At 65.9% G+C, this 20,768-nt stretch carries 17 protein-coding genes and 1 pseudogene; 14 read left to right on the top strand and 4 right to left on the bottom strand.

What is annotated here, in order from left to right:
* Window positions 1-32: 32 nt before the first annotated feature.
* The 8 genes from ACFQVD_RS30395 (at window position 33) to ACFQVD_RS30360 (ending at window position 9,424) form a co-directional block, all read left to right on the top strand.
* Window positions 33-866 carry a CPBP family intramembrane glutamic endopeptidase gene (locus tag ACFQVD_RS30395; protein ID WP_343961314.1) on the top strand — a complete coding sequence of 278 codons (834 nt, stop codon included), beginning with the start codon at window positions 33-35 and terminating at the stop codon, window positions 864-866.
* Window positions 863-2,017: a sensor histidine kinase gene (locus tag ACFQVD_RS30390; RefSeq protein WP_343961316.1), complete on the top strand. Its 1,155-nt coding sequence runs from the start codon at window positions 863-865 to the stop codon at window positions 2,015-2,017. The genes ACFQVD_RS30395 and ACFQVD_RS30390 overlap by 4 nt, the downstream gene beginning before the upstream one ends.
* Window positions 2,014-2,673 carry a response regulator transcription factor gene (locus ACFQVD_RS30385; protein ID WP_343961319.1) on the top strand — a complete coding sequence of 220 codons (660 nt, stop codon included), beginning with the start codon at window positions 2,014-2,016 and terminating at the stop codon, window positions 2,671-2,673. Before ACFQVD_RS30390 ends, ACFQVD_RS30385 begins: the two co-directional genes overlap by 4 nt.
* A gap of 217 nt (window positions 2,674-2,890) precedes the next feature.
* A complete protein-coding gene (locus tag ACFQVD_RS30380) occupies window positions 2,891-4,150 on the top strand; it encodes a hypothetical protein (RefSeq protein ID WP_343961321.1) in 1,260 nt (419 codons plus the stop codon).
* A gap of 651 nt (window positions 4,151-4,801) precedes the next feature.
* Window positions 4,802-6,013 (top strand): ABC-three component system protein, encoded by a 1,212-nt coding sequence (locus ACFQVD_RS30375; protein ID WP_343961323.1) that lies wholly within the window; start codon window positions 4,802-4,804, stop codon window positions 6,011-6,013.
* Window positions 6,010-6,495: a three component ABC system middle component gene (locus ACFQVD_RS30370; RefSeq protein WP_343961325.1), complete on the top strand. Its 486-nt coding sequence runs from the start codon at window positions 6,010-6,012 to the stop codon at window positions 6,493-6,495. Before ACFQVD_RS30375 ends, ACFQVD_RS30370 begins: the two co-directional genes overlap by 4 nt.
* A 4-nt stretch (window positions 6,496-6,499) precedes the next feature.
* Window positions 6,500-8,449 (top strand): DUF3732 domain-containing protein, encoded by a 1,950-nt coding sequence (locus ACFQVD_RS30365; protein WP_343961328.1) that lies wholly within the window; start codon window positions 6,500-6,502, stop codon window positions 8,447-8,449.
* Between the two features lie 123 nt (window positions 8,450-8,572).
* Window positions 8,573-9,424: a transposase family protein gene (locus ACFQVD_RS30360; protein WP_343961330.1), complete on the top strand. Its 852-nt coding sequence runs from the start codon at window positions 8,573-8,575 to the stop codon at window positions 9,422-9,424.
* Between the two features lie 2,420 nt (window positions 9,425-11,844).
* Here the strand turns inward: ACFQVD_RS30360 and ACFQVD_RS30355 are convergent.
* Together ACFQVD_RS30355 and ACFQVD_RS30350 are read right to left on the bottom strand one after the other, a co-directional pair.
* Window positions 11,845-13,419, bottom strand: a complete 1,575-nt coding sequence (locus ACFQVD_RS30355; protein WP_343961333.1) for a hypothetical protein — start codon at window positions 13,417-13,419, stop codon at window positions 11,845-11,847.
* A 183-nt stretch (window positions 13,420-13,602) separates the two neighbouring features.
* Window positions 13,603-14,934, bottom strand: coding sequence for a hypothetical protein (locus ACFQVD_RS30350; protein ID WP_343961335.1), 1,332 nt, complete (start codon window positions 14,932-14,934; stop codon window positions 13,603-13,605).
* Between the two features lie 338 nt (window positions 14,935-15,272).
* On the opposite strand from ACFQVD_RS30350, the gene ACFQVD_RS30345 reads away from it, so the two are divergent.
* From ACFQVD_RS30345 to ACFQVD_RS30325, 5 genes are all read left to right on the top strand, one after another.
* A complete protein-coding gene (locus ACFQVD_RS30345; RefSeq protein ID WP_343961337.1) occupies window positions 15,273-15,479 on the top strand; it encodes a hypothetical protein in 207 nt (68 codons plus the stop codon).
* 8 nt (window positions 15,480-15,487) lie between these two features.
* On the top strand, window positions 15,488-16,069 hold the full coding sequence (locus ACFQVD_RS30340; protein ID WP_386272716.1) for an RNA polymerase sigma factor: 582 nt from the start codon (window positions 15,488-15,490) through the stop codon (window positions 16,067-16,069).
* A complete protein-coding gene (locus ACFQVD_RS30335; RefSeq protein WP_343961339.1) occupies window positions 16,066-16,515 on the top strand; it encodes a hypothetical protein in 450 nt (149 codons plus the stop codon). Before ACFQVD_RS30340 ends, ACFQVD_RS30335 begins: the two co-directional genes overlap by 4 nt.
* 314 nt (window positions 16,516-16,829) lie before the next feature.
* Window positions 16,830-17,075 (top strand): hypothetical protein, encoded by a 246-nt coding sequence (locus ACFQVD_RS30330; RefSeq protein WP_343961341.1) that lies wholly within the window; start codon window positions 16,830-16,832, stop codon window positions 17,073-17,075.
* A gap of 810 nt (window positions 17,076-17,885) precedes the next feature.
* Complete coding sequence (locus ACFQVD_RS30325) at window positions 17,886-19,382, top strand: hypothetical protein (RefSeq protein ID WP_343961343.1); 1,497 nt, start codon at window positions 17,886-17,888, stop codon at window positions 19,380-19,382.
* A 20-nt stretch (window positions 19,383-19,402) separates the two neighbouring features.
* Here ACFQVD_RS30325 and ACFQVD_RS30320 read toward each other — a convergent pair whose 3' ends face one another.
* Window positions 19,403-19,639 (bottom strand): hypothetical protein, encoded by a 237-nt coding sequence (locus tag ACFQVD_RS30320; protein ID WP_386274395.1) that lies wholly within the window; start codon window positions 19,637-19,639, stop codon window positions 19,403-19,405.
* Window positions 19,640-20,079: 440 nt separating this feature from the next.
* Entirely contained in the window at window positions 20,080-20,310 is a 231-nt protein-coding gene (locus ACFQVD_RS30315; protein WP_343961345.1) for a helix-turn-helix transcriptional regulator, read from the bottom strand.
* 105 nt (window positions 20,311-20,415) lie between these two features.
* Between ACFQVD_RS30315 and ACFQVD_RS30310 the strand changes: the two are divergent.
* Window positions 20,416-20,757 (top strand): annotated as a pseudogene (locus tag ACFQVD_RS30310) (transposase); the annotation flags it as partial.
* Window positions 20,758-20,768 lie beyond the last annotated feature (11 nt).

Below are 20,768 nucleotides of genomic sequence, written 5' to 3'. Positions count from 1 at the left end.
CTCCGGCCGCGGGATCTCACAAGGGAGTCGTCATGCGCCTGTTGAAGCAACTCGTGGCCGTCGCGGCGGTCGCCTTCGTCGGCAGCGTGGGCGTGGGCGCGGTACAGGGGAACCCCCTTCTCACCCTGATCCTCGGTGTCGCGACAGCCGTGCTCGCGGTGTTCGTGTACGCCCGGGTGGTGCGCTGGTCCGAGCGCCGCGAGCCGGTGGAGGTGGCCACGAAAGGTGCCGCCGCCGCCGTCGGCCGGGGGACGCTGATCGGCATCGGGATGTTCGTGGCCGTCATCGCGAACATCGCCGTCCTGGGCGGCTACCGGGTCGTCGGCCAGGGCTCGGTGTCGGGCGCGGTCGCGCTGTTCGGCTTCATGGCCGCGGCCGCCGTGACGGAGGAGCTGATCTTTCGTGGCATCCTGTTCCGGATCATCGAGGAACGTGCGGGCACCTGGCCGGCGCTGACCCTGACCAGCCTGCTGTTCGGCCTGTCGCACCTGTTCAACCCGAACGCCAGCCTGTGGGGTGCGATCGCCATCGCGATCGAGGCCGGTGCCATGCTCGCCGCCGCCTACGCCGCCACCCGCACCCTGTGGGTGCCGATCGGCCTGCACTTCGGCTGGAACTTCGCCGCGGCCGGCATCTTCAGCACCGAGGTCTCCGGCAACGGCGCCACGGAGGGGCTGCTGCACGGCGTGACGTCAGGTCCGGCCCTGCTCACCGGTGGCGGGTTCGGGCCGGAGGCGAGCCCGTACGCGGTGGCGTTCGGCGCGCTGCTGACCATCGTGTTCATGTGGCTGGCCCGTCGGCGCGGCAACCTGGTCCCTCGCCGGCGCGGTGCCCGGACCGACGCGACCGCTACGCTCTCCCAGTGATCGATCTCCGGCGGGTCCCAGACCTGTGGCGGCGGTGCGACGTCACGGTCCGGGATTCTCCGTTCGCGCTGCTGCTGGCCGTCGCGTCGCTCCTGCCGGCGTTCCACGGCAACGGGACTCAGGTCGGTGACCTGCCGGCCCGCCCCTTCGACGCGCTGGCCGTCGTAGTGATCGCTCTGGAGTGCCTCCCGCTCACCGTGCGCCGACGGTGGCCGGCCCTCTGTCTCGTCCTGGTGTCGCTCGGTTTCGCCCTCGACCAGCTCCGCGCCTACCACACGTTCGCCGGCACCGCGCTGGCCATCGCGCTCGTGAGCGCGGGCGCCTATCTGGAACGTCACCGGCGCGTCACCATGGTCCTCCTCTCCGCGGCGTACCTGCCGCTGGCGGTCGCGCTCGACCGGCTCGGCTCGACCGAGGGGCCGGAAGGCTTCGTGGTGTTCTACCTGCTGCTGGTCCTGGCATGGGGCATCGGGGCTTGGCTGCGCTCCACCTGGGCCGCCGAGGCCGAACGCCGCCGCCACGTCGCCGAGGCCACCCGTGCCGCCGAACGCACCCGCATCGCCCGCGAACTCCACGACGTCGTGACCCACCATGTGACGGCGATGGTCGTACAGGCCGAGGCGGCACGCTACCTGACCGCGGTACCCGATCGCCTCGACACGACCCTGAGCGCCGTCACCGACACCGGCCGGCGGGCCATCAGCGATCTGCGGCACCTGCTCGACCTGCTCAACCCCGACCACGACAGCGATGTCAGGACGCCGCCCGTCGGTGAACTCTCCACGCTCGTGGAGCAGACGCGCCAGGCCGGGCAGCCGGTGGAGTTCACCGAGGAGGGCAAGCCGGCGGAGTCGGCCGGCAGTGCCGAGTTCGTGGCCTACCGGGTCGTGCAGGAGTCCCTGACCAACGCCCTCAAATACGCCCATGGCAACCGCACCGTGGTCCGCGTGCGCTACGGCGAAAAGGAGATCACCGTGGAGGTCGGCACCGACGGCTCCGGCTCACAGAACGGCTCGCCCGGCGGGAGCGGGCGGGGCCTCGCCGGGCTCCGCGAGCGGGTCGACGCCCTGGGCGGCGAGTTCGACGCGGACCGGCGGGCGGACGGCGGCTTTGCCGTGCGGGCACGCATCCCTGCGGGAAGCCCGTCGTGAACGCGCCGGTTCGGGTGCTGATCTGCGACGACCAGGCGCTGATCCGCACCGGGTTCGCGACGATCATCGGCGCGCAGCCCGACCTCGAGGTGGTGGGCGAGTGCGGGGACGGTCGCGCCGCGGTCGACCTCGCCCGCCGGCTGAAACCGGACGTGGTGGTGATGGACGTACGGATGCCGGTGCTCGACGGCATCGAGGCGACCCGCCTGCTGGCCGGTGCCGGGGTGGCGCATCCCGTCAAGGTGCTCGTGGTGACGACGTTCAACCTGGACGAGTACGTGTACGAGGCGCTGCGCGCGGGGGCGAGCGGGTTCCTGCTCAAGGACGCCCCACCGGCGCAGCTCCTGAACGGCATCCGTACCGTCGCGGCAGGCGCCGCGCTGCTGGCACCCGAGGTGACACGGCAGCTCGTCGGCAGGTACGCGTCGCGGATCCGTCCCACCGAGGGCACGCCGGACGACGTCGCGCTGACCCCACGCGAACTGGAGGTCCTGCGCCTCATCGCCGACGGCCTGTCCAACAGCGAGATCGCCGCGACGTTGGTGATCAGTCAGGAGACCGTCAAGACGTACGTGTCGCGCATCCTCACCAAGCTAGACCTGCGTGACCGCGTGCAGGCGGTGGTCTACGCCTACCGCAGGGGCCTGGTGACCTGAACCCGCTCACGCATGCCGTGGAAGGCGAGCCCGATCGGTGTCCGGCCCACCCGGTCGCTGGACGCTCGGTCTGAGCGAGCAAACACATGCTTGACGATCAGGGCGATACGCGATCTCTTAGGTGAAACGGCCGACCCTCAGGAGATCTTGACGTCATCGACGCGGCATGTTGTGATCCAGATATTCGTTATTCCATGCTTGTTTAGTAGGAAATGGGGTGGCTGTGAGGTTTCTCCGGCGGGTGGCCGCGATGGCCGCGCTCCTGGTGGGCACGGTCGGTATCCAAGTCGTCCAGAGCGGAGCGGCGCACGCGGCCCTGCCCACCGCCGCCGTCGCGCTCGGCGACAGTTTCATCAGCGGGGAGGGCGCGGGGAACTACCAGCCCGTCGTCGACGCCTCCGGGACGGCGCAGGCCTTCCCCGGCTGGTCGGCGGCCAACAGCAACGCCTACTTCTGCCACCGGTCGGCGAACGCCTCGCTCTTCAAGGCGTCGCTCCCCGGCATCCAGGACCGCTTCAACCTCGCGTGCTCCGGTGGCCAGCCCGCCGACATCGCCAACCCCTCCAGCGCCCGCGCCAAGGGCCGCTCCGTCGCCTCGCAGCTCGATCAGCTACGCGCCGTCGCCCAGACCCACGACATCGACGTCGTCCTCATCGGCCTCGGTTCCAACAACACCCAGTTCACCTTCGGCGACGTGGCCACGGTGTGCGCCAACCGCTTCATCGCCGACGCCTGGACGGGCTGGTGGGAGTTCTGGGCCTACCTGGGCGGCGAGGTGCCGCAGGAGCCCTGCACCGTCTCGGACCTGGCCTCCGACGCGGAGGTCGCCACCGCCACCACCGAGACCACCGCGGCTCTGCGCCAGATCCTCGACACCCTCACCCAAATCGACGCCGACGGCGTCCACCGTGTGATCCTGCAGACCTACACCAACCCGCTGCCGCTCGACGTCGCCCCGCAGTACCGGGACGAGGACAACCGCACCGACACCCGCGACAAGTTCCGCGCCCTCGGTGCTGAGCGGTACGCCGCAGGCTGCCCGATCCACCGTGCGAGCCTCGCCCCCGGGCATGTGTTCTCCCAGAACCTCGGCTCCCTGGTCAAGAACGCCTACACCACGCTGGCGGCCGAGCGTCCGACGGCCGACCTGCGCGTACTGGACGTCCAGAAGGCCTTCGACGGGGCCCGGCTCTGCGAGAACCCCGGCAGCCCGACGGACGCGCTCGCCACGCCGGTCCGGGTGCAGGACGGGCCGTCCGGCACGTTCGTCACCAGCCTCTCCGGCTGGGACAAGATCGGCGTCCAGCGGGTGGCGAACACCTGCGTCACCTACTTCCAGACCTGCCAGGAGTCATGGCACCCCAACGCCGCGGGCCACGCCGTCCTCGGCCAGTGCCTGACCGGTGCCCTCACCGCCGCGTCCCGCACGATCGTCACCTGCGCCCGTAACGCGAACGGCACGCTCACCATCTCCTGACGTCTCCTCCGCCGGCCAGGAGCAGGGCAGCCTCGCGGAGGTCGAGGTCTTCGACGATTTCGGATGGAGGTGACGGCTTCCCAGGGTGTAGGGCTGCGGGGTGTAGAGGGCAGGCCGAGCAGGGCTGCGATGGTGTCGCGGTTGTCTGGCGTCGCCGAACATGACAGCGAGGCTTGGGGCCGACCTGGGCACTGTCATTTTGATCGGCATCTAATCAGGCCGCCCGAACGACATTCAAAGTGACAGTGTGCTCCGAACATGGTCCGGAAGGTCTCTGTGGCGAGGTGAGGGCATCACCGCACCTTCGCGGCTGCGTCTCGGGGCGGTCTGCATGGCGGCAAGTTTCGTGCTGTCAGTGGTGTCTGCCATGCTGCCGCTCGTGGGAGATCAGAGTGGGAACGTCGCTCGGCAGGAGCGATGGGCTCGACTTGATCTTCTGGAGGAACGGGGTGTACTGGGCTCTCCAGAGGACCAGCCCGTCAGCGCTTGCATGACTGCAGACGGCCGCTCAAGTGAGCACGGCATCCGGCTTAGCGGCCCACCTGCTGCGCTGGCGAAGTCCGGGATCTTCGCGTGCGGTGAGCGCTATTAGATGAAGGAATCGCGTTCGTATCCTGGACACGGGGTCCGGGACCGATAGAGACTCGATCTATGCCTGCCGGTCAGCACGACGCCTCCGCGAGTGCGATCGGGTATCTCTACCAGGTGAACTGGTGTTTGGTCGAGCTGCTCCACCGGGCTCCCGACCGGCCCGACCAGGCGATCAGCATCGAGACTCATGATGATGTTGCCTGGGAACAGGCCGGTTCCCCGGTTGAACTATTGCAAGCCAAGCATCACATCGGCTCCGCCACCGCGCTGGGCGACAAGGACGTCGACCTGTGGAAGACGCTCACGGTGTGGATGAACACCGCGCAGCCCACAGATCCTCAGGGGCCGGCGCTGATCCTGGTGACTACGGCCGTGGCAGCTGCCAATACCGCCGCCCATGCTCTGCGGCGAGACTCCCGAAACACCCAGGTGGCGGTCATCAAGCTCAACGACGCGGCACGCACGTCCAAGAACAAGACCACCGAGAACGCGCGCAAGCGCTTCCTGGACTTCACCGAGGCCGAACAGCAGATCTTCTTGAACCGCGTGACCGTGGCCGATGGAGCCCTCGGCGTCGATGACCTGGACGAGAAACTTCGCAAGCTCTTGTGGGCCGCACTACCGCACGCCAACCAGGACCTGTATCTGTCGATGGTGTGGAAGTGGTGGGCTGGAGTCGCTCTGGACATGCTGCAACGCCGCCGCCAGAGGGTGGGCGCCGGCGAGGCCCAGGCCATGCTCTCGCATCTACGTGATCAGTTCAGCGAAGACAATCTGCCCACCACAGTGGAGCTGGCCGATGTCGATGAGAACCACGTCATCGCCCTGCACACCGACAGCGTTTTCGTGCATCAGATGCGCTGGGTCGCTTGCAACGAGGTGAATCTCCGCAAAGCGATCGTCGACTACTACCGAGCTGTCACGCAGGCGACCAAATGGATCACCGAGGACCTGATCGGCCTGCATGAGCTCGGGAAGTTCGAGGACAACCTGCGCGACGAATGGGATCGGGCGTTCGCCGACATGGTCGAGGACCTCGGGCTCGACGCCGACGAGGACGCGAAGATCACCGCGGGTAAGGCGCTGCTGCGCACGTTGCGGGATTCCACCTCGGTCAACGTGCGGCCACGCTACAACGACGCTTTCTTCGCCCGCGGCCGGCGTCACGTGCTGGCCGAGAACCAGGTGATCGGGTGGCACCCTGACTTTCAGTCCCGTCTTGAGGAACTCCTCAGCGTCTCCGCCCCGGACGGGGCGTCGGAGGGCCCGTGAGAGCGTGGGCGGATCGACCTCGCGAGGCAGCAGCCCTTCTCAACCCCGCACTCATGGCCGTCATCTCCGCGAACGGGGCCATCCAGTACGAACGCCAGTCCAGCCAGGCGATGCCCTGGCACCTGGCGTTCCTGATTGCGCCCCTCGTTCTCCACAAGGGCACCCGGGAGGCGCTGCCACGCGACACCCGCACCCACCTGTCAACCTGGATCACCGATAACGCCGTGATCCGGGCGGGATTCCCACAGCGCGCCCAAGCCCTCACCGAGCACGTCCGTGAAGGGCTACGGTTCGGCATGGCCAACCGCATGCTGACGGTGACCGGCGACGGCGGACTGCATGGCGCGCTCGCAGCCACCGCCAAGCCGATCAAGGCCGGTGACGCCGCCCAGATCGTCCGCGCGTCCGGGCTCATCGGGAAGTGGTTCACCCGGGTAGATCAGCCGGCAACCCTCTTCGCGCTCTTCGGTGTGGCACCCTAATTCGGTGCAGCTGCTGTCGGTCATCCTCTACAACGCCCAGGGCGCCATCCGCCGTGTCGACTTTCGGCCCGGACGTCTGAATATTGTCACCGGTGAGTCTCGGACAGGCAAAGGCGCGCTGCTGACCATCGTGGATTACTGCCTGGGGCGCAAGTCCATCCAGGTCCCCGAAGGGCCGATCACCGACACCGTCGTCTGGTATGCGACCCTCTGGCAGCTGGATGAGGGGCAGGTCTTCATTGCCCGCCCCGCACCCGCCGCAGGGAAGGCGTCCTCCCAGCAAGCCATGCTGGAGTTCGGTAACGACCTCCGCCAGCCGCCGGCGCTGGAAGATCTCGTCGTCAATACCAACGCCGCCACTCTGCGCACCCAGATCGGCCGACGGATCGGCATCGAGGAGAACATCACCGACCCCGGAGCCAGCGGCCGCGCGCCGCTGGAGGCGACTCTCGCCCACGCCGTCCTGCTCTGCCTTCAGAGCCAGAACGAGATCGCCAGCTCCACCGCGTTGTTCCACCGTCAGGGCGAACGCGGCATCGCCGACAGCCTGCGCGACACCATCCCCTACTTCCTCGGGGCTGTCCCGCAGGACCAAGCGATCAAACGTGCCCAGCTCCGAGGCGCCAAACATGCTCTCCAACGCGCCGAAGCCGCGCTTCGCGGTGCGGAACTGGCAGCTCAAACCATCGATGTAGAGTTGCGCGCCCTGTACAGCGAGGCCCGCGCCGTCGGTTTGATCGCTGAGCAAGAGATCACCGACCGTCTTACGCTGGTCCGCGTCCTCCAGGGCGCCCGGGTCGCGCCGCCTCCGCAGCAGCCCCGTCCCGCAGTCGATGACATCGCCCAGCAGGACCAATACATCGCTCTCGAACGCCAGGCACAGACGTTACGGGCTGACCTCGGCCGGGTCATGGCCGACCGGGCTCTACTACTGGACCACCGCGATGGGGAAACGGACTACGAGGAGGCATTGCAGCTCCAGGCCGGGCGTCTGGCAAGCCTCGGCCTTATCGACGTCGTGCCTGAATCCGGGCCCTTGGTTTCCCCCGCATGCCCGGTTTGCGGGCACGAGACCGAACATGCCGACCCGACTCCGGCAGCCCTCCGCTCCAGTCTGACCCTGCTGCAAGCGCAGCTAGAGAACCTCGCTGAGGCGAGGCCGTCGCAGCGCAGCGCCCTCATCGCCCTCGACGGCCAGGCAAGTTCCCTGCGCGACCAACTCGCCAGCACCGAAGCCGCCCTGACTGCGCTGCGCACCGCCAACCGGGTCATCGACCTCACCTCAGCCGACGGACGCGACTTCACCCGTGGACGCATCGACGCGATCCTGTCCCGTGTCGATTCCACCGATGACACTGAACTGCAGAGACTACGCGCGGCCGCCGAAAGTGCAGCCGCGACCGTTGCTGCCCTCGAAGCCGAACTCAATGACGACGAGGACCGCGAACAGCTCACCTCACGACTCCTCTTGGTCGGCCAAGACATGACCGCCTACGCCGACCGGCTCGAACTCGAACACAGCGAGGGCAGCGTCCGCCTCGACCTCGCCCGCCTCACCGTCGTCACCGACACCGAACGAGGTCCCATCCGACTGGAACGCATCGGCAGTGCTGCCAACTGGATCGGCTATCACCTGGCCACCCACCTGGCACTCCACCGCTACTTCACCAGGCAGAACAGGCCCGTGCCCCGCTTCCTCATCCTCGACCAGCCAACCCAGGCCCACTACCCCTCCGACATGTCCCTGCAGAGCGGCGTCCCCGAAGGCGACGCCGATCGCGGTGCCGTCCTGCGGACCTTCCGGCTGCTGTACGACGTCATCCAGGAACTTTCGCCCGGCCTGCAGATCATCGTCGGCGACCATGCCAATCTCCCCGAACCTTGGTTCCGCGACTCCGTCGAACACAATTGGCGAGGCGGGACCAAGCTCATCCCCGCTGATTGGCTGAGCTAACGACCTCGTGCGTGGTTAGCCGTAGCCAGCGGTGTGAGTGATCGTTGATCTACGTGTGGCGAGGATTGTCAGGCGTTCGATCGTGGTGAACAACAGGCGTGTCACCGGATTGCCAGTAGATGTGTGTTGGCGGAGTTAGTAGCCGAGATCGGGCCGCTATGGGAGACCCAACGGCAGGCCGAGCTGCAGGCCAGACCCCGTCAACGCCGGATCAGCGCGGGCGCCCGACACAAACTGGTCTTTGTTGACCGGCTCCTGGCCACGCTGGTCCACCTGCGCCATGGCGTCACCCATGATGTGCTGGGCTGCTGGTTCGGGGTTGATCGCTCCGCCATTACCCGCGCCATCGGTCAGATCCGCCCGCTGCTTGCCCAGCGCGGATGCCGCATCGCTCCCGGCCAGAGGCTCACCACCTTGGCCGAGGTGATCGCTCACCTGGGCGACAACAACCAGACGGCCATCTTGGATGCGACCGAGATCCGTGTTCGCCGCCCGGCGGCCAGCACCGTGGACCATGCTCGTTTCGTCTTGGGCAAGAGCCGGATCAACGCGATGAAGGCGATGGTGCTCACCGACGCCCACGGCGCGGTGCTCTACTGTGGTCAGGTCCGTCCCGGATCGGTAGCCAACATCACCCAGGCACGGCAATCAGGACTGCTAGAGCTGCTGTCCGATACCCGGAACGTGGAGATCTTGGCCGATGCCGGCTATCAAGGCCTGAGCAACCAAACCGGAGGCCAAGTCGTGACTCCACCGCGCAAACGCCGCGGCAAATACCTCGATGACGTGCAGTGGTTGATGGCCCATCACGACGCAGCTCGTCACGCCCATGCCGCCCGCCGACGACCGGTCGAGCACGGCATCGCTCCCCTGAAGAACTGGCGAGCCCTGGCCCGCCACTATGACCGTCGCGACCACCTGCCCGAGATCGTCCCTGCCATCGCGGGACCCCTGTCCGACCAGCAGACCGCATAAGAGAACGTGACCACAGGCCACCGCGCCTCAATCCCAACTATGCACGAGGTCGTAAGACGCGACCCAGACGCAGGACCCGTTTTCGGGAGCCGGCTCAAGCCCCTCACCTGCAGGTGCTTAGGGCTGGCTCCTGTGTGTTGCTCAACCACCTCCCCTTACGCCGATACGCCGTAGTTCAGAGAATGCCGCCGCCACCCGGCCACCGACGCCGCCGTGAACGTGAGCTGACCGCGCTGATTCAACACGGCGCGCCCTGATCTGCCGGGCCAGGCTGGAGTACGACGTCGGGTCGCACCTGAGGCCCGGCCCGGCCAGCCAGGTCAGTGAGCCAGTGGGCCAGCCGGCTCGGCCGCGGCTTCCCGGCTCGGTCCGGCTTCGACGCTACGAGGGCTTGTCTCCTTGCTCAGTACGGACCAGGCGGCCATTGCTGTCGCTCCGTCCGATCACAGCCCCCAGGACAAGGCGTCGGGCCACCCCATTCCGGCCGTCAGCCGCAGGCCCGTCATCGCCACCACTGAGGCCAGCAGCACCAACACCACACGATCGGGCATGTCCACCCACTTCCTTCCTGACCGGGTATCTCCCGGTCATAAGGGTGATGAAGAGGGGTCGCCGACGGAGGACCGAACGCGATTCTGGGGATAACTGCACTGTCCTGCCGCCACCGGGCAGCAGGCCTTCAGCACAACCGCACCCTCACGATCCACCGAAAATGCCCCTGAATCCGGACAGCCGAATCTCTCATAGTCCGGATCAACCTGCCGTCTTGCTCGGCGACTCCGCTGACCATCGTGAGCTGGAACAAGCCCGGTATGTCTGGCTGCGCCCACGCCAAGATCAGCCGAAAGCGAGGGCTCGTGCTCCGGATCCGGCACTGAGGTCGTCTCGACCAGGGGTTTTGCGGGCATGAGCCAGCTCACCTGAGGGTGACCATGCAGTGGCTCGGCTGGCCCAGCCCACAGCTTCCGCGGTAGACCTCAGGAAAGCGCCGGGCCGATCCCGAATCGGCTCGCAGGGGACAGAGCCCGATCGCTGAGCTCGCGTAGCCGACGACTGTCCGAGTCCTGCCCAGATATCCAGATCGCGAGCGGCCGGAGCGCTGAGTGGCGTTGTCTGGGCCGCATGGCCACGAACAACCCCTGACACCGGCACTACGCTGTTCGTCCGCCAGCGGCTGCCTCGGAGCGCTTTTCGCGTCGGCACGACATATGATCATGGATTTCTCGCACTCGACGTCGGCATCACCGAAAGAGTCATGTCCGAGAACTGCGACGTTCGCTAGAAGTCACACCGTGGAGGACTTCAGGAACATCCCGAAGTTCGATAGCGCAGTCGTCGATCCGCTTGTCGAGACTTCGAGACTTCCTCTCACTGCAGACGAGGAGATGGGAGTTCATCGTGCAAACGAAGAAGACTCCCGGACACTGCGTACCATCGTATAGTCACTGGAAGATTAAAAAGCAAATATTAACGAGGATTATTGATAAGCGTAGACGGGGGATAAAATGAGGTCGTCCTCGCGGTAATAAAAACGAAGGAGTGAACGGTAAATAATAAGTACGTGACAGTCTTTGGATGCGATTACTTCTGACTGACCTTATCGCACAACTTACCGCAAGCTGCGGGAACGAAGTGCAGGTCAGAGCCGTAGAGCTGAGAAGGAGGGGCCGTCACGGTGAGGCGATGTGGACGCTTGCGCCGGGAGCCAGGAAAAAGGGGCACAGAACTGGGCCGAATTTCGCGCCTATACCCGCGCGCTCGGCAGATTATCGGTATTGTTCGATGGGTCACAACAAAGGGGCCCGAACCCCATTCGCGTGGGGCCGGACCCGTGCGGTACCCCTGGACCTCGGGCGGAGCCCGAGGCGCTAAGCACCTGTCTTGCATGCACGGTCAGTGTATCGCGCCGCGACTCCGCGTTTGCCCAGGTCCAGGGTCAACAAATCGCCACCCGAGGAAAGAGGCTTTCATGGCAGGTGTCGTGTGTTCGATCAATATCCGCGTTCCTGAGAGCGTCCGACCCTACGCGGGCGCCCTGCTTGGCGTAGTCGTCGTCATCGTGCTCATACGACAGGGCATCATCAACATCTAACCAGCGCGGGTAGGGCTCTTACGAGGTAAGCGCCCTACCATTAAGGGGTGACCGTTACTCGACGGTCACCCCACGCGTGGAAGATCGACGCCGAGGCGACGTGGCCAGGACGTCCACGCCGCGTTGCTCTGCCCTGGCCGGTGCGTGTCGGGCAGCCTTTCACCGGGACGCCGGCGGCTCGGCTCGGCCGGGTGATGCCGCCCGCACTCCTGGGGCTCGCTGATGGGCGCCTCACTCAGGAGAGGGACAGCGGCGCTTATACCACTGATCGTCGCAGCCAGAGCGGTCGGCTGGGGCTTTCCTCTTTTCTCTGGGGCCTTGAGAGGTGTCATTCTCCGAGATCAGCGCTGTGTCCGTGACGGTGCCGATGAGCGTGGAAGTAACGCTCCGAGAGCGGTGAATGCGCCGCGCAGCGCAGGCCCTCCAGTGCTTTGAGCGCGGCGAAAAGATCGGTTGACGATCCGGCCGGGGCCGGGCGAGCGCGAATCACCCCGTGCTCGTCCACATACACCTCGCCCTGCTCAAAAAGCGCGTCGCAGCCCAGAACGCAGGCGATCATCACGTTCGCCGGGTCGCGGCGCTCGGCGTCGTCGGCGTCTTCGCGCCGCTTGATATGGGCCACGTGAAGGTAGGAGACCGGAAGCGTCCTGCCGCACAGGTTGCAATCGGCGCTCGTGCGGTGCCCCAGCAGGTAGCGGCGCAGTTTGCCCTGTTCCCGCCGCTGCGTGGCCACCCGGACAACATCGGTGGCGCCTTGGAGGTCCAACCCGGTGAACGTGCTCAGGGCTTCGGGGTCGGCGATCGGCTCCTGGACGGGAAGGGCAGACGTGCGGGGGCGCCGGGAGGCGCTGGCCAGAGTGAAACGACCGCGACTGAACGTCCAGCCTTCGCGATCGGCGAGGGTGTCCGCCGACGGCGCGGCGGCCATGACGAAGGACGGCGGCGGAGCGACGGGGAAGGCAGAAGCACGAGGCAGCCGGTCGGCTCTTGCCGGAGTGCGCCGGGGGCGCTGGGTGAGATGACGCAGATGCTGGTGCATCAGGCGGCAGTCATCACCGGCGGTGGCGCCGTTGAGGTGCGCGAATTCGGCGACGCCGCCCGGCCAGGCGCCGCGCCACAGCAGGTCCGCCATCTGCAGGTCACAGAAACTCACGGCGCGAAGCTCGTCCTTGACCTTCTGGATCTTGCCGTTGCGGGGGTGGCCGTGGGCGAAGGCGTACTCGCGATGCAGGGCCTGCAGCAGGTCGGTTCCCCACACTACGACGTGGGACCGGGCTCGGCCGCCTTGGGCCGTCAGGCTCGGGATTTCCAGCGCGTGGTTGAGGTTGTGGTAGTTCAAGACCAGGCCGAGTTGAGGGGCCCAATGCGAGAACGGCGCCCAGGAGTTTTCCGGGGGCTGGTGCTCGCGCGCGCACGGCCAGAACTCCTCCACCCCGCGGTCATCGCAGCGTTCGCCGTTGTGCGGCGCCAAGGGTTGATCGAAGATCGGCTCACCGATGCTGTCGAAGATGGCGAGTTCACTGACCCGGCCACAGCATCGCGCGGTCCTCCCGGCCAGGAACGCGATGGAAGCGTCGTCATCGCGGAATTCGTCGCGCAAGCGATTCGTGGTATCGGTGACCAGATCGTCAGTCTCTGTCTGCTGAGGGCGAAGTCGCCGGCGGTGCGCTTGCTGGCGGGTGTAGACCGGGGTCCGGATCTCGCCACCCCAGTCGGTGGGCGTGACGCAGTACGCATCAGGCCTCAGGCCGTCTTGTGCGATGGAGCCTGAGCTGGGAGCCAGGACAACCGGTGTGCCGTGCGCGAGGTGTTCCTGGTAGGAGCGGAGATCGGCAGGAAGCTCATGGGCGTACCCGGCCCTCAGTTCGATCATCTCATCCACGGAGAGCAGGAACGGCGACATGCCCAGAACCTAGTGCACCCAGCTCCTCACGCGGGTGCAGTTCGCGATCGCCGATCACCTCGACCACTGCCTTCCTCGCCACCTCACCTATGAGCGGGGAGATCACGATGAGCAAGTGAGGGTAGCGCCCGCTCTGGCTGCCGTAACCAGGAGATGCGCCCACACTGCGCCAGGACTTCCTGGTTACAGGATCACGCGAACGCGCGGATGTGCCCACGGCGTCGCGGCATCTGGGGGAAGCGACGGCGTCGGCGGCACCGGGTCGGATATGGCCGCCATGACCTGTTGGTAGTGGCCGGTGTGGAGGGTCTCGGCGTGGCACTGCTGGCATGGTCCGCGTCGGGCGCAGCCGGTAGCGGTGATGCGGGTACGGACATGGTGGTAGGCCTCGTTTGGGTGGTCGGCCTTGATGGCGTACCAGTAGCCGTTCTGGTCGGCGTTTGGCAGGGCCGCAGCCACCGACGGCCGCATCGGCCAGTACAGGCTGGTGCCGTCGTATCGGACGACGAAGGTGCGGTCGAGGTAGTCGCACTCGTCGGCCTCGGGCTGGTGCTCGGCGGTCCATGCGGCGGCGTCGGCGAGCGAGCCCGGCCCCCACAGCAGATCGGCTGGGTACTGGGTGACCTCGTACCGGGAGTCGAACGCGCGCAGGCCAGGATCGGCGATGCCCTGATCGGCGCGGAACACGGCCCGCACGATGACAGCGCGCCACCGCGGATCGGCAGGGTCCGCAGTGGGGCCCACGGCGGGGTCCACCGCGGTGGCCAGTTCATCGGCCAGTCCCATCTGCAGCTGTGTGCCGGCGGTGTCCCATGCCACCACGACGACGTCGCGCCGATGAGGAGCGGGATACAGGCGCCCGCCCGGGGTGGCCACGCCCCAGAGGTGGTTGATGATTTCGGCGAGGTCGCTGAGGGTTCGGGCGGCTTCAACCGGAGTGGTCAGGTGGTAGCCGGCCGGATGAGCGGCCAGGTTACGCAGGTCACTGATCGCCTGTTCGATGGCACGGTTGCGCTGCCCGCGCAGCAGTCCCAGGCGCCGTGCCCAGGTGCGCAGGTCGCCCAGCATGCCGTTGAACGCGATGGTCTGCCCGCCGTCGAGCAGGAGCCGCCGTCGGGGGTTCTTGCGCACGACGTCGTGCAGTTCGTGGTAGCTGCCAGTGGCCACGGCATGCTGGGTGCCGTTGCGTTCGTCGACGAACCTCACGGTGCCTCCGTGGTGGGCAATGAACCGGTCTCGGAGGGCTTGCTCCAGCACCAGCAGGCCGCGGTCGTTGACCAGCGTGAAGATCTCGTAGCAGAACAGCCCGTGGGCGAAGGCTGTGCGGAGGTCTTCGAAGCTCTTGCGGGTGCTCTCGGCGACCTGCGGCGCAAGGTCGAACTGGGCGACGACCTGTTGCTGGAATTCAGCGGCACCTTCCGGGCGCATGCGCACACCGAGGCCCAGGCCCATGGGAGTGAAGTGCAAAGTGCGGTCGTCGGCTTGACACAGCTCTTCCAGGGTCTTGATGATCACTACCGGACCTTTCCGTGGCGTGGTGAACCGACCAGGATACGTCCGGGGCGCCTCATCGCCGGAAGCCGAGAGTGAACCTGTGCCATCGTCGGCTACGCGCGGAGCTGGCTTCAGCTCGTCCGCAAGGGCTGCACGTACTCAAACCGTGACTGCCGTTCTCCATGGGAAACTCCACCAGTCTGGACAAATAGGAATAACAGGACGCCAGAGGCGTCGATCATGGTACTAGGTGACGATTCGAAGAATCTTTTTTAACGCTTGGCCACCTCGAGGCTCTCCATATCTGACAGAGCAAATTGAGCGGCCTGCTAGGGCAACTCACTGACAGGAGAACCTCCATGATCGACCCTTACACGCTGGTGGCCATGGCTTACGGTGGGCACCGCATCCTCAACACTGGTGAGCGTCTGACCGAACGCCGGGAACGCGAACTGGCCATCCTCACCAAGAACGTGACTGACCTGCCCACCGGCTCGGAGATCAGCGAAGTTCGGGCCGATGGTTCCCACTGGACGATCCGCATCGGGTCGGCCGCGAACGCTTAGGACCCTCGTTGCCATCCCGCGACAAGCCCAGGCGGCCTGACCCGCCAAAGCTCTCGTTCACCGACTTCTACCGCACGCATCGCTCTGAAGTGATCGGGTTCCTCTGGCACTACGCGGGCCCAGGCATGGATGCCGAGGATATCGCTGCTGAGGCATTCGCCCGAGCCTTTGCTAAGTGGGATCGAATAACGCAGCCTCGTCCGTGGATCTACGCCACCGCGAAAAACCTCGCGCATCGAGAAGGCGGGAGAGCGCGGAAAACGCACCCCGGCTCTCAAACGGGTGACGATCACCGGAGTGAAAGCTGGAAATGGAGCTCTTTGACTCCATGGGCCGGGGTCGAAGCAGGAGTTATCGTTCAAGAACTTGTTGCAGCTCTGCAGCACCTCCCTCCGCAGCAGCGGGCGGCTGTGCTGCTCGAGGCGCGAGGCTGGAAACGAGGGGAGATCGCGGAGATCCTGCAGTGCTCTCAGGCTGCGGTCCGGGTTCATCTGCACCTTGGGCGAAAAAGACTCAAAAAGCTGATCAGCGAATCTGCTCCCGCGCCACAGAGAGCACCTCGCACGGGTATGGAAGGGAGGCCGGCATGAAGCTTCCTCGACGCCTAACCATTAGCGATCAGGAACTGGACCGCAAGCTGGCCACGAGCTATCGCAGAGTGTCCCAGGCCACCGCAGCCGACGAACAGCAGGTCCAGGGCGAACTTGACGCCATTGCCGCCCGCGCAGCAGTTCTCGAAGATTCTCGTTGTGATCATGGCGTTCCCGTGCCTGCCAAACTCATCACAACGCACGTCAAGGCGGGTCGGTCCATAGGCATGGAAAGACTTCTCGTCATGATCTTGATCTCCGCGAGCAACGCAGTGATGTCTTTTGGGCTTCACGGCTCAAGCGGCCAGGCGATCCTCTCTTTCCTTGTGGGGTGCGCGGCTACTTTCTTTGCCGTCCAGCTCGTCCAGGAACTGGGTGCGATCCGAGAAAGGGGTGCCGTTAGAAAAAAGCCAGCGGAATCAGAAGATCGATTCACCAGCACCTAGCACATCTATCGGAAACCGCACATCTGTCTAAACTTACGTGAATCCGAGTTGGCTCAGGAGACAGTGAAGCGAGCCCGTCTCCTGGGTCTCTCGAGTGCTTCGAAACTCAACACGCAACACTTGACAGAGAACACTCCTCCTGGAAGGAGACGCTGTACCCACAGATCGAGCGCCTGGCCGGGCAGGATGGCTGGCTGCTTCAGCTCTGGGCCCGGCAGGACAGCGTCGGCGCCTCGGGGCCGCTCAGCGCCTCGGAGGAGATCGCGGCGCTGTGGGCGCGAAGCACCCTCTGGCCCACGGCGCCGACGGTGTGCATGCAGCGGCTGCGTGACACCTGGCTGAACAGATTCACCTTCCTGGCCTCGCGGCCGACCGTGATCGCGATGATCGCGGGGGTTGACTCGGTGTTCGACCTACCCGCTGTGCTGCGCCCGGGAGTGCGCCAGGACGGCGAGCACGACGTGCCCGAGGCCGGGGAAAAGCTGGCGGCCGCGCTCCCGGCTGATAGCGGCGCATCGCAGGGAAGCGACGGTGAGGAGTTTCGGCCGGTCGGCGGCTGAGTTACCGACCGGGTCGACGAGCACGTCGTGGGCGTCGATGGGGAATCTCCCGCCGCAGCGCGGCACCGCGAGGGACAGGGCGATCGGCTCTTGGTGCCGGCAGCCGAACAGGTGACGCCGAGGGAGCAGGAGGAAGACGCTCCCCCGGACGCGGAGTCCTCTCGGCACAGTGAGCACGCAGCTGAGCCGCGGAGCGCGCTGGCATCGCAGGAACCCGCTCCCCCCTCATGAGGTGAGGTGCCCGACCTGTGGGCCGCGGTCAACCAGCGACGCACAGGCGGTGCATGAGGGGGTTCCCACCTACACCCAGTACATGACCCCGGCCTTGATCGGAGCCATCGCCTACCATGGAGCCGATCCGGATGACGATCCGCGATAGCGCCAGCCGGGAGCGCGGACCCGCGCCGAGTCCGGTTGCCCGGGCTACGCTCCGGAGCCGTCGAGCGGCCTGCGTCGAGGGTGCGGCACCCGGGGGAGATGCTCGTGAGGCTCCTTCCTCGACTGCGCAAGCCAGCCAATGCGATCCGGTCAACGCCCGCGGTTCTTGGTGCGCTCGGCCTCGGCGCGGCTGCAATGCATTGCTCCGCTGTTTGAGGCCGAGGAGAACCGGTTGCCGAAGGAGCCACCGACCGGCACTGTGGGACCGTGGAGCCGACCTTGGGATGCCCGGCCTGTGCAGCACCTTCGCAGGAGCCGTGTCGACGGGCTGATGGGGGAGCCCGGCTTCCGCGTCTACGGCGCTGGGCCCTGTTGGTGGCCCATCGCCTGGTTGAGTGGGCGGCCGGGGCCGGTAGCGGGCGAGCCGATGCGGTGTACAACGCGATCCGCCTGGCTCAGGCCCAGGCATCGATCACCGCGATGCAATCGGCAGCCGACAACCAGGACTGGGAGGAAGAGGTCCTGCTACGGGCCGCCTGCCTTCAACTCGATGTCCAAGCAGCCCTTGCCACGGTAGGGCAGTACACCCTTGATCTGACCTCACAGACACAGCACGCCGGCGAGATGTATGACGCCCTCGTGGAGGCGCGCGAGGCGATTCAGGACTTGCGTAGCGGGGCCGTTCATCCACCCCGAGCGGACCTGGCCCGGCCCACGCTGAAGGAGTTTCGCCGCTGGCAAGATCTGATGCTCAATGACGAGATGGCAGACCATGCCCAGCGGCAGGAACGCCTTGCCCAAGAGCGCCAATCACCACATCTGGCTCCGGTGCGCTGGCGCATCTCTACCTACGAGCCCAACGGCTACTTCGAGGCGCACTGCACAGACGCAGACACGCAGTCGGCTCTGTACGGCTGGGCGCCCGTCCCCGCGGCCGCCCCCAGCCTGCTGCGCGGCTGGAGTGTTCCCGCTGCGCGCCCGATGGAGGTGATCTGGGAATGCACGCCGCAAACCCCTCGCTGGCAGCTGCCCCTCAGAGGCCATGGGCCTGGGCACCGCGGCCATCTCCCTGAGCACCGGCGCCAGCCGTCCGTCAGCTTGACCGACGCCTGGCAGGCCACCGCCGAAGCCCATGAAGCACGGTTCGCGGCCATGATGAAGCAGGTACAAGAGCACTGGCCCGCCGATGCCTCCATCACCGAGAACCTGACCCAGCGCGCCGATCATCTCAACGCCACCGAGCCACTGGCGCCGGACCTGGAGATCCACTCGACCGTCCATCGCGAGGGCGAGGACCTCGATCTCGGGGAGACTGTGACAGCCGGGTGGATCGACCCGGCCGCTGTGGCCGCCACCGGTGCCAGGCGCCTATGGAATGACTTCACCACTCACCGGCCCACCACCGTGCCAGCGATGGCGGCAGCAATGCTGTCCGGCTCCCTTGAACAGGCTTTGACGGTGTGGAGCCTGTGTAGGGACCCTGTCTGCGTCTACCGCATACCAGGGCCTGCGGGACCGCTGTACCAGTTAGGGGTGAACGGCACGCACCGGCTGCATGCCGCGCGGCTGCTGGGCATGCCCGCCCTCTGGGCGGAGATCACCCATGAGGCACTTCCCGTTCAGGTCAACGCCCGCCGGCTGGCCGAGTATGGGCATGTGCCACAGCTGCTGACCTGCTGGCGCGGCCTGCTGGCTGCCGGTTTGGCGACGGGCACCCTCCAGGAAGACACGGACCTTCCCGGCATGAGTTGCCTGCGCCTGGATAGTGTTGTGGCCCCGTGGCTGCTCATCCGCCCCGATCACGCGGTCGCGTGGGCCGCTATTTACGACCGGACCTATCCCGGAGCTCTCGAAGAGCAGGGCATCCCGGCGACGGCATGGCGCACCGGCCAGTCCTGGTTCGAGTGGTTATCGGAGAAGAGCAGGTGACCTCGGCAGGTGAGGGCTCGTCAGTCAGCCGTGTTCTGCTCGCCGGGGGCATAGTGCGGCGGCGCACCCCATGGCGACCGGAGTGACCAAGCACCGCGACCGCCCATAGGAAGGCGCTGCGTCCTCAAAGTGATGAGGCAAAAGCGCAGAGGGATGGCCGTCATCGTTGTCTGATGGATGAACAGGGGTGGTTCTAAGTGGTGCAACACCGTCGATTGGCCGATCCCGACGGCAGTGACGATCTCCCCGACGCTCATCGGCTCGCGCCGCCGGACCAGCAACGACACGATCTGGATGCGCGTCGTCGGCCAGTGCCTTGAACCAGCTCGCGTACTCCTCGGCCCGTTCTAGAGGTATTCATCGAATATCGACGATATACAGTGAAAGCCAGGCTAGGAACCCCTCTTCCTGCCTTCGAGAAGTCCAAGCACAAAGGCGACATTTCCACGTTCACGCCTGCCAGTAGAGCAGCGTGCGCCCGCCATCCGATAGGCGTGATTGCTGGCAGGTCGGATGGCAGGATCAACCTATCCAGATCACCTGGGGCCAGCGAGCCGCGAGCCACACTGTCACAGCTAGCAGGCTTTTCCCGCAGCAAATTGGCGTCTTTGAGTGCCTTTGCCGCTATCAGCGGGAAAGCACATCAAGGCGCGCTTACACCATAGAGCTTCCACGTTCGATGCAATCATGAGATTGGCTAATGAAACAGCTCAGCGGCTGATATCTGGAGCGCATCGGAGATTTTGAACACGTGATCCAGTAACGGACTGTAAGCGCCGTTCTCGATCCGGTTGATGGTTTTCCTGTCGACCTCTGCCATCTGACCCAGCGTCTCCTGGGTCAGACCTCGCTGCTCACGCACCTCACGGACCCTGATGCCGAACTGTCTGCGCAGTTCAGTGAGTCGGGGCGTGATCGCGGATGGCACGTACCAAACCTGGTATGCACCCCGCCCAAAGTCTGTACCATGCGTGGTATATCTAACGGAGTGTGATTGCCTTGCTCTCCGTTAGAGATCGAAGTGAGGTTTCAGATGGCATCACGCCTTGTCAGGATCGCCATCAGAAGGTCGCTCGGCTCACGAGGGAAGAGGAACGATCGGGTGCCAGCCGTAAGAAAGTACCCCGATGACCTAAGATCGCATGCGGTGCAGCTGTACCGGGAGTCGGAACCCAAACCGGCCATCAGCCGTCTGGCAGAGCATCTAGGAGTCCATCGCGAAGCACTGCGGACATGGATTCGCGAGGATGAGGCCACGCACCAAGACGACGACCAGCTGGTTACCATCCGACTGGCAGAGCTGCGCGATCTCCGCAAAAAGAACGCCGAGCTCAAGCGCGCCAACGAGATCCTCAGGGCGGCGAGCGCGCTGTTTGCCGCCGAGTT

Origin of the sequence: Streptosporangium amethystogenes subsp. fukuiense (assembly GCF_042665875.1) — a bacterium.
Classification (GTDB): Bacteria; Actinomycetota; Actinomycetes; order Streptosporangiales; family Streptosporangiaceae; genus Streptosporangium; species Streptosporangium fukuiense.
This window is presented reverse-complemented; position numbering and strand designations above follow the sequence as displayed.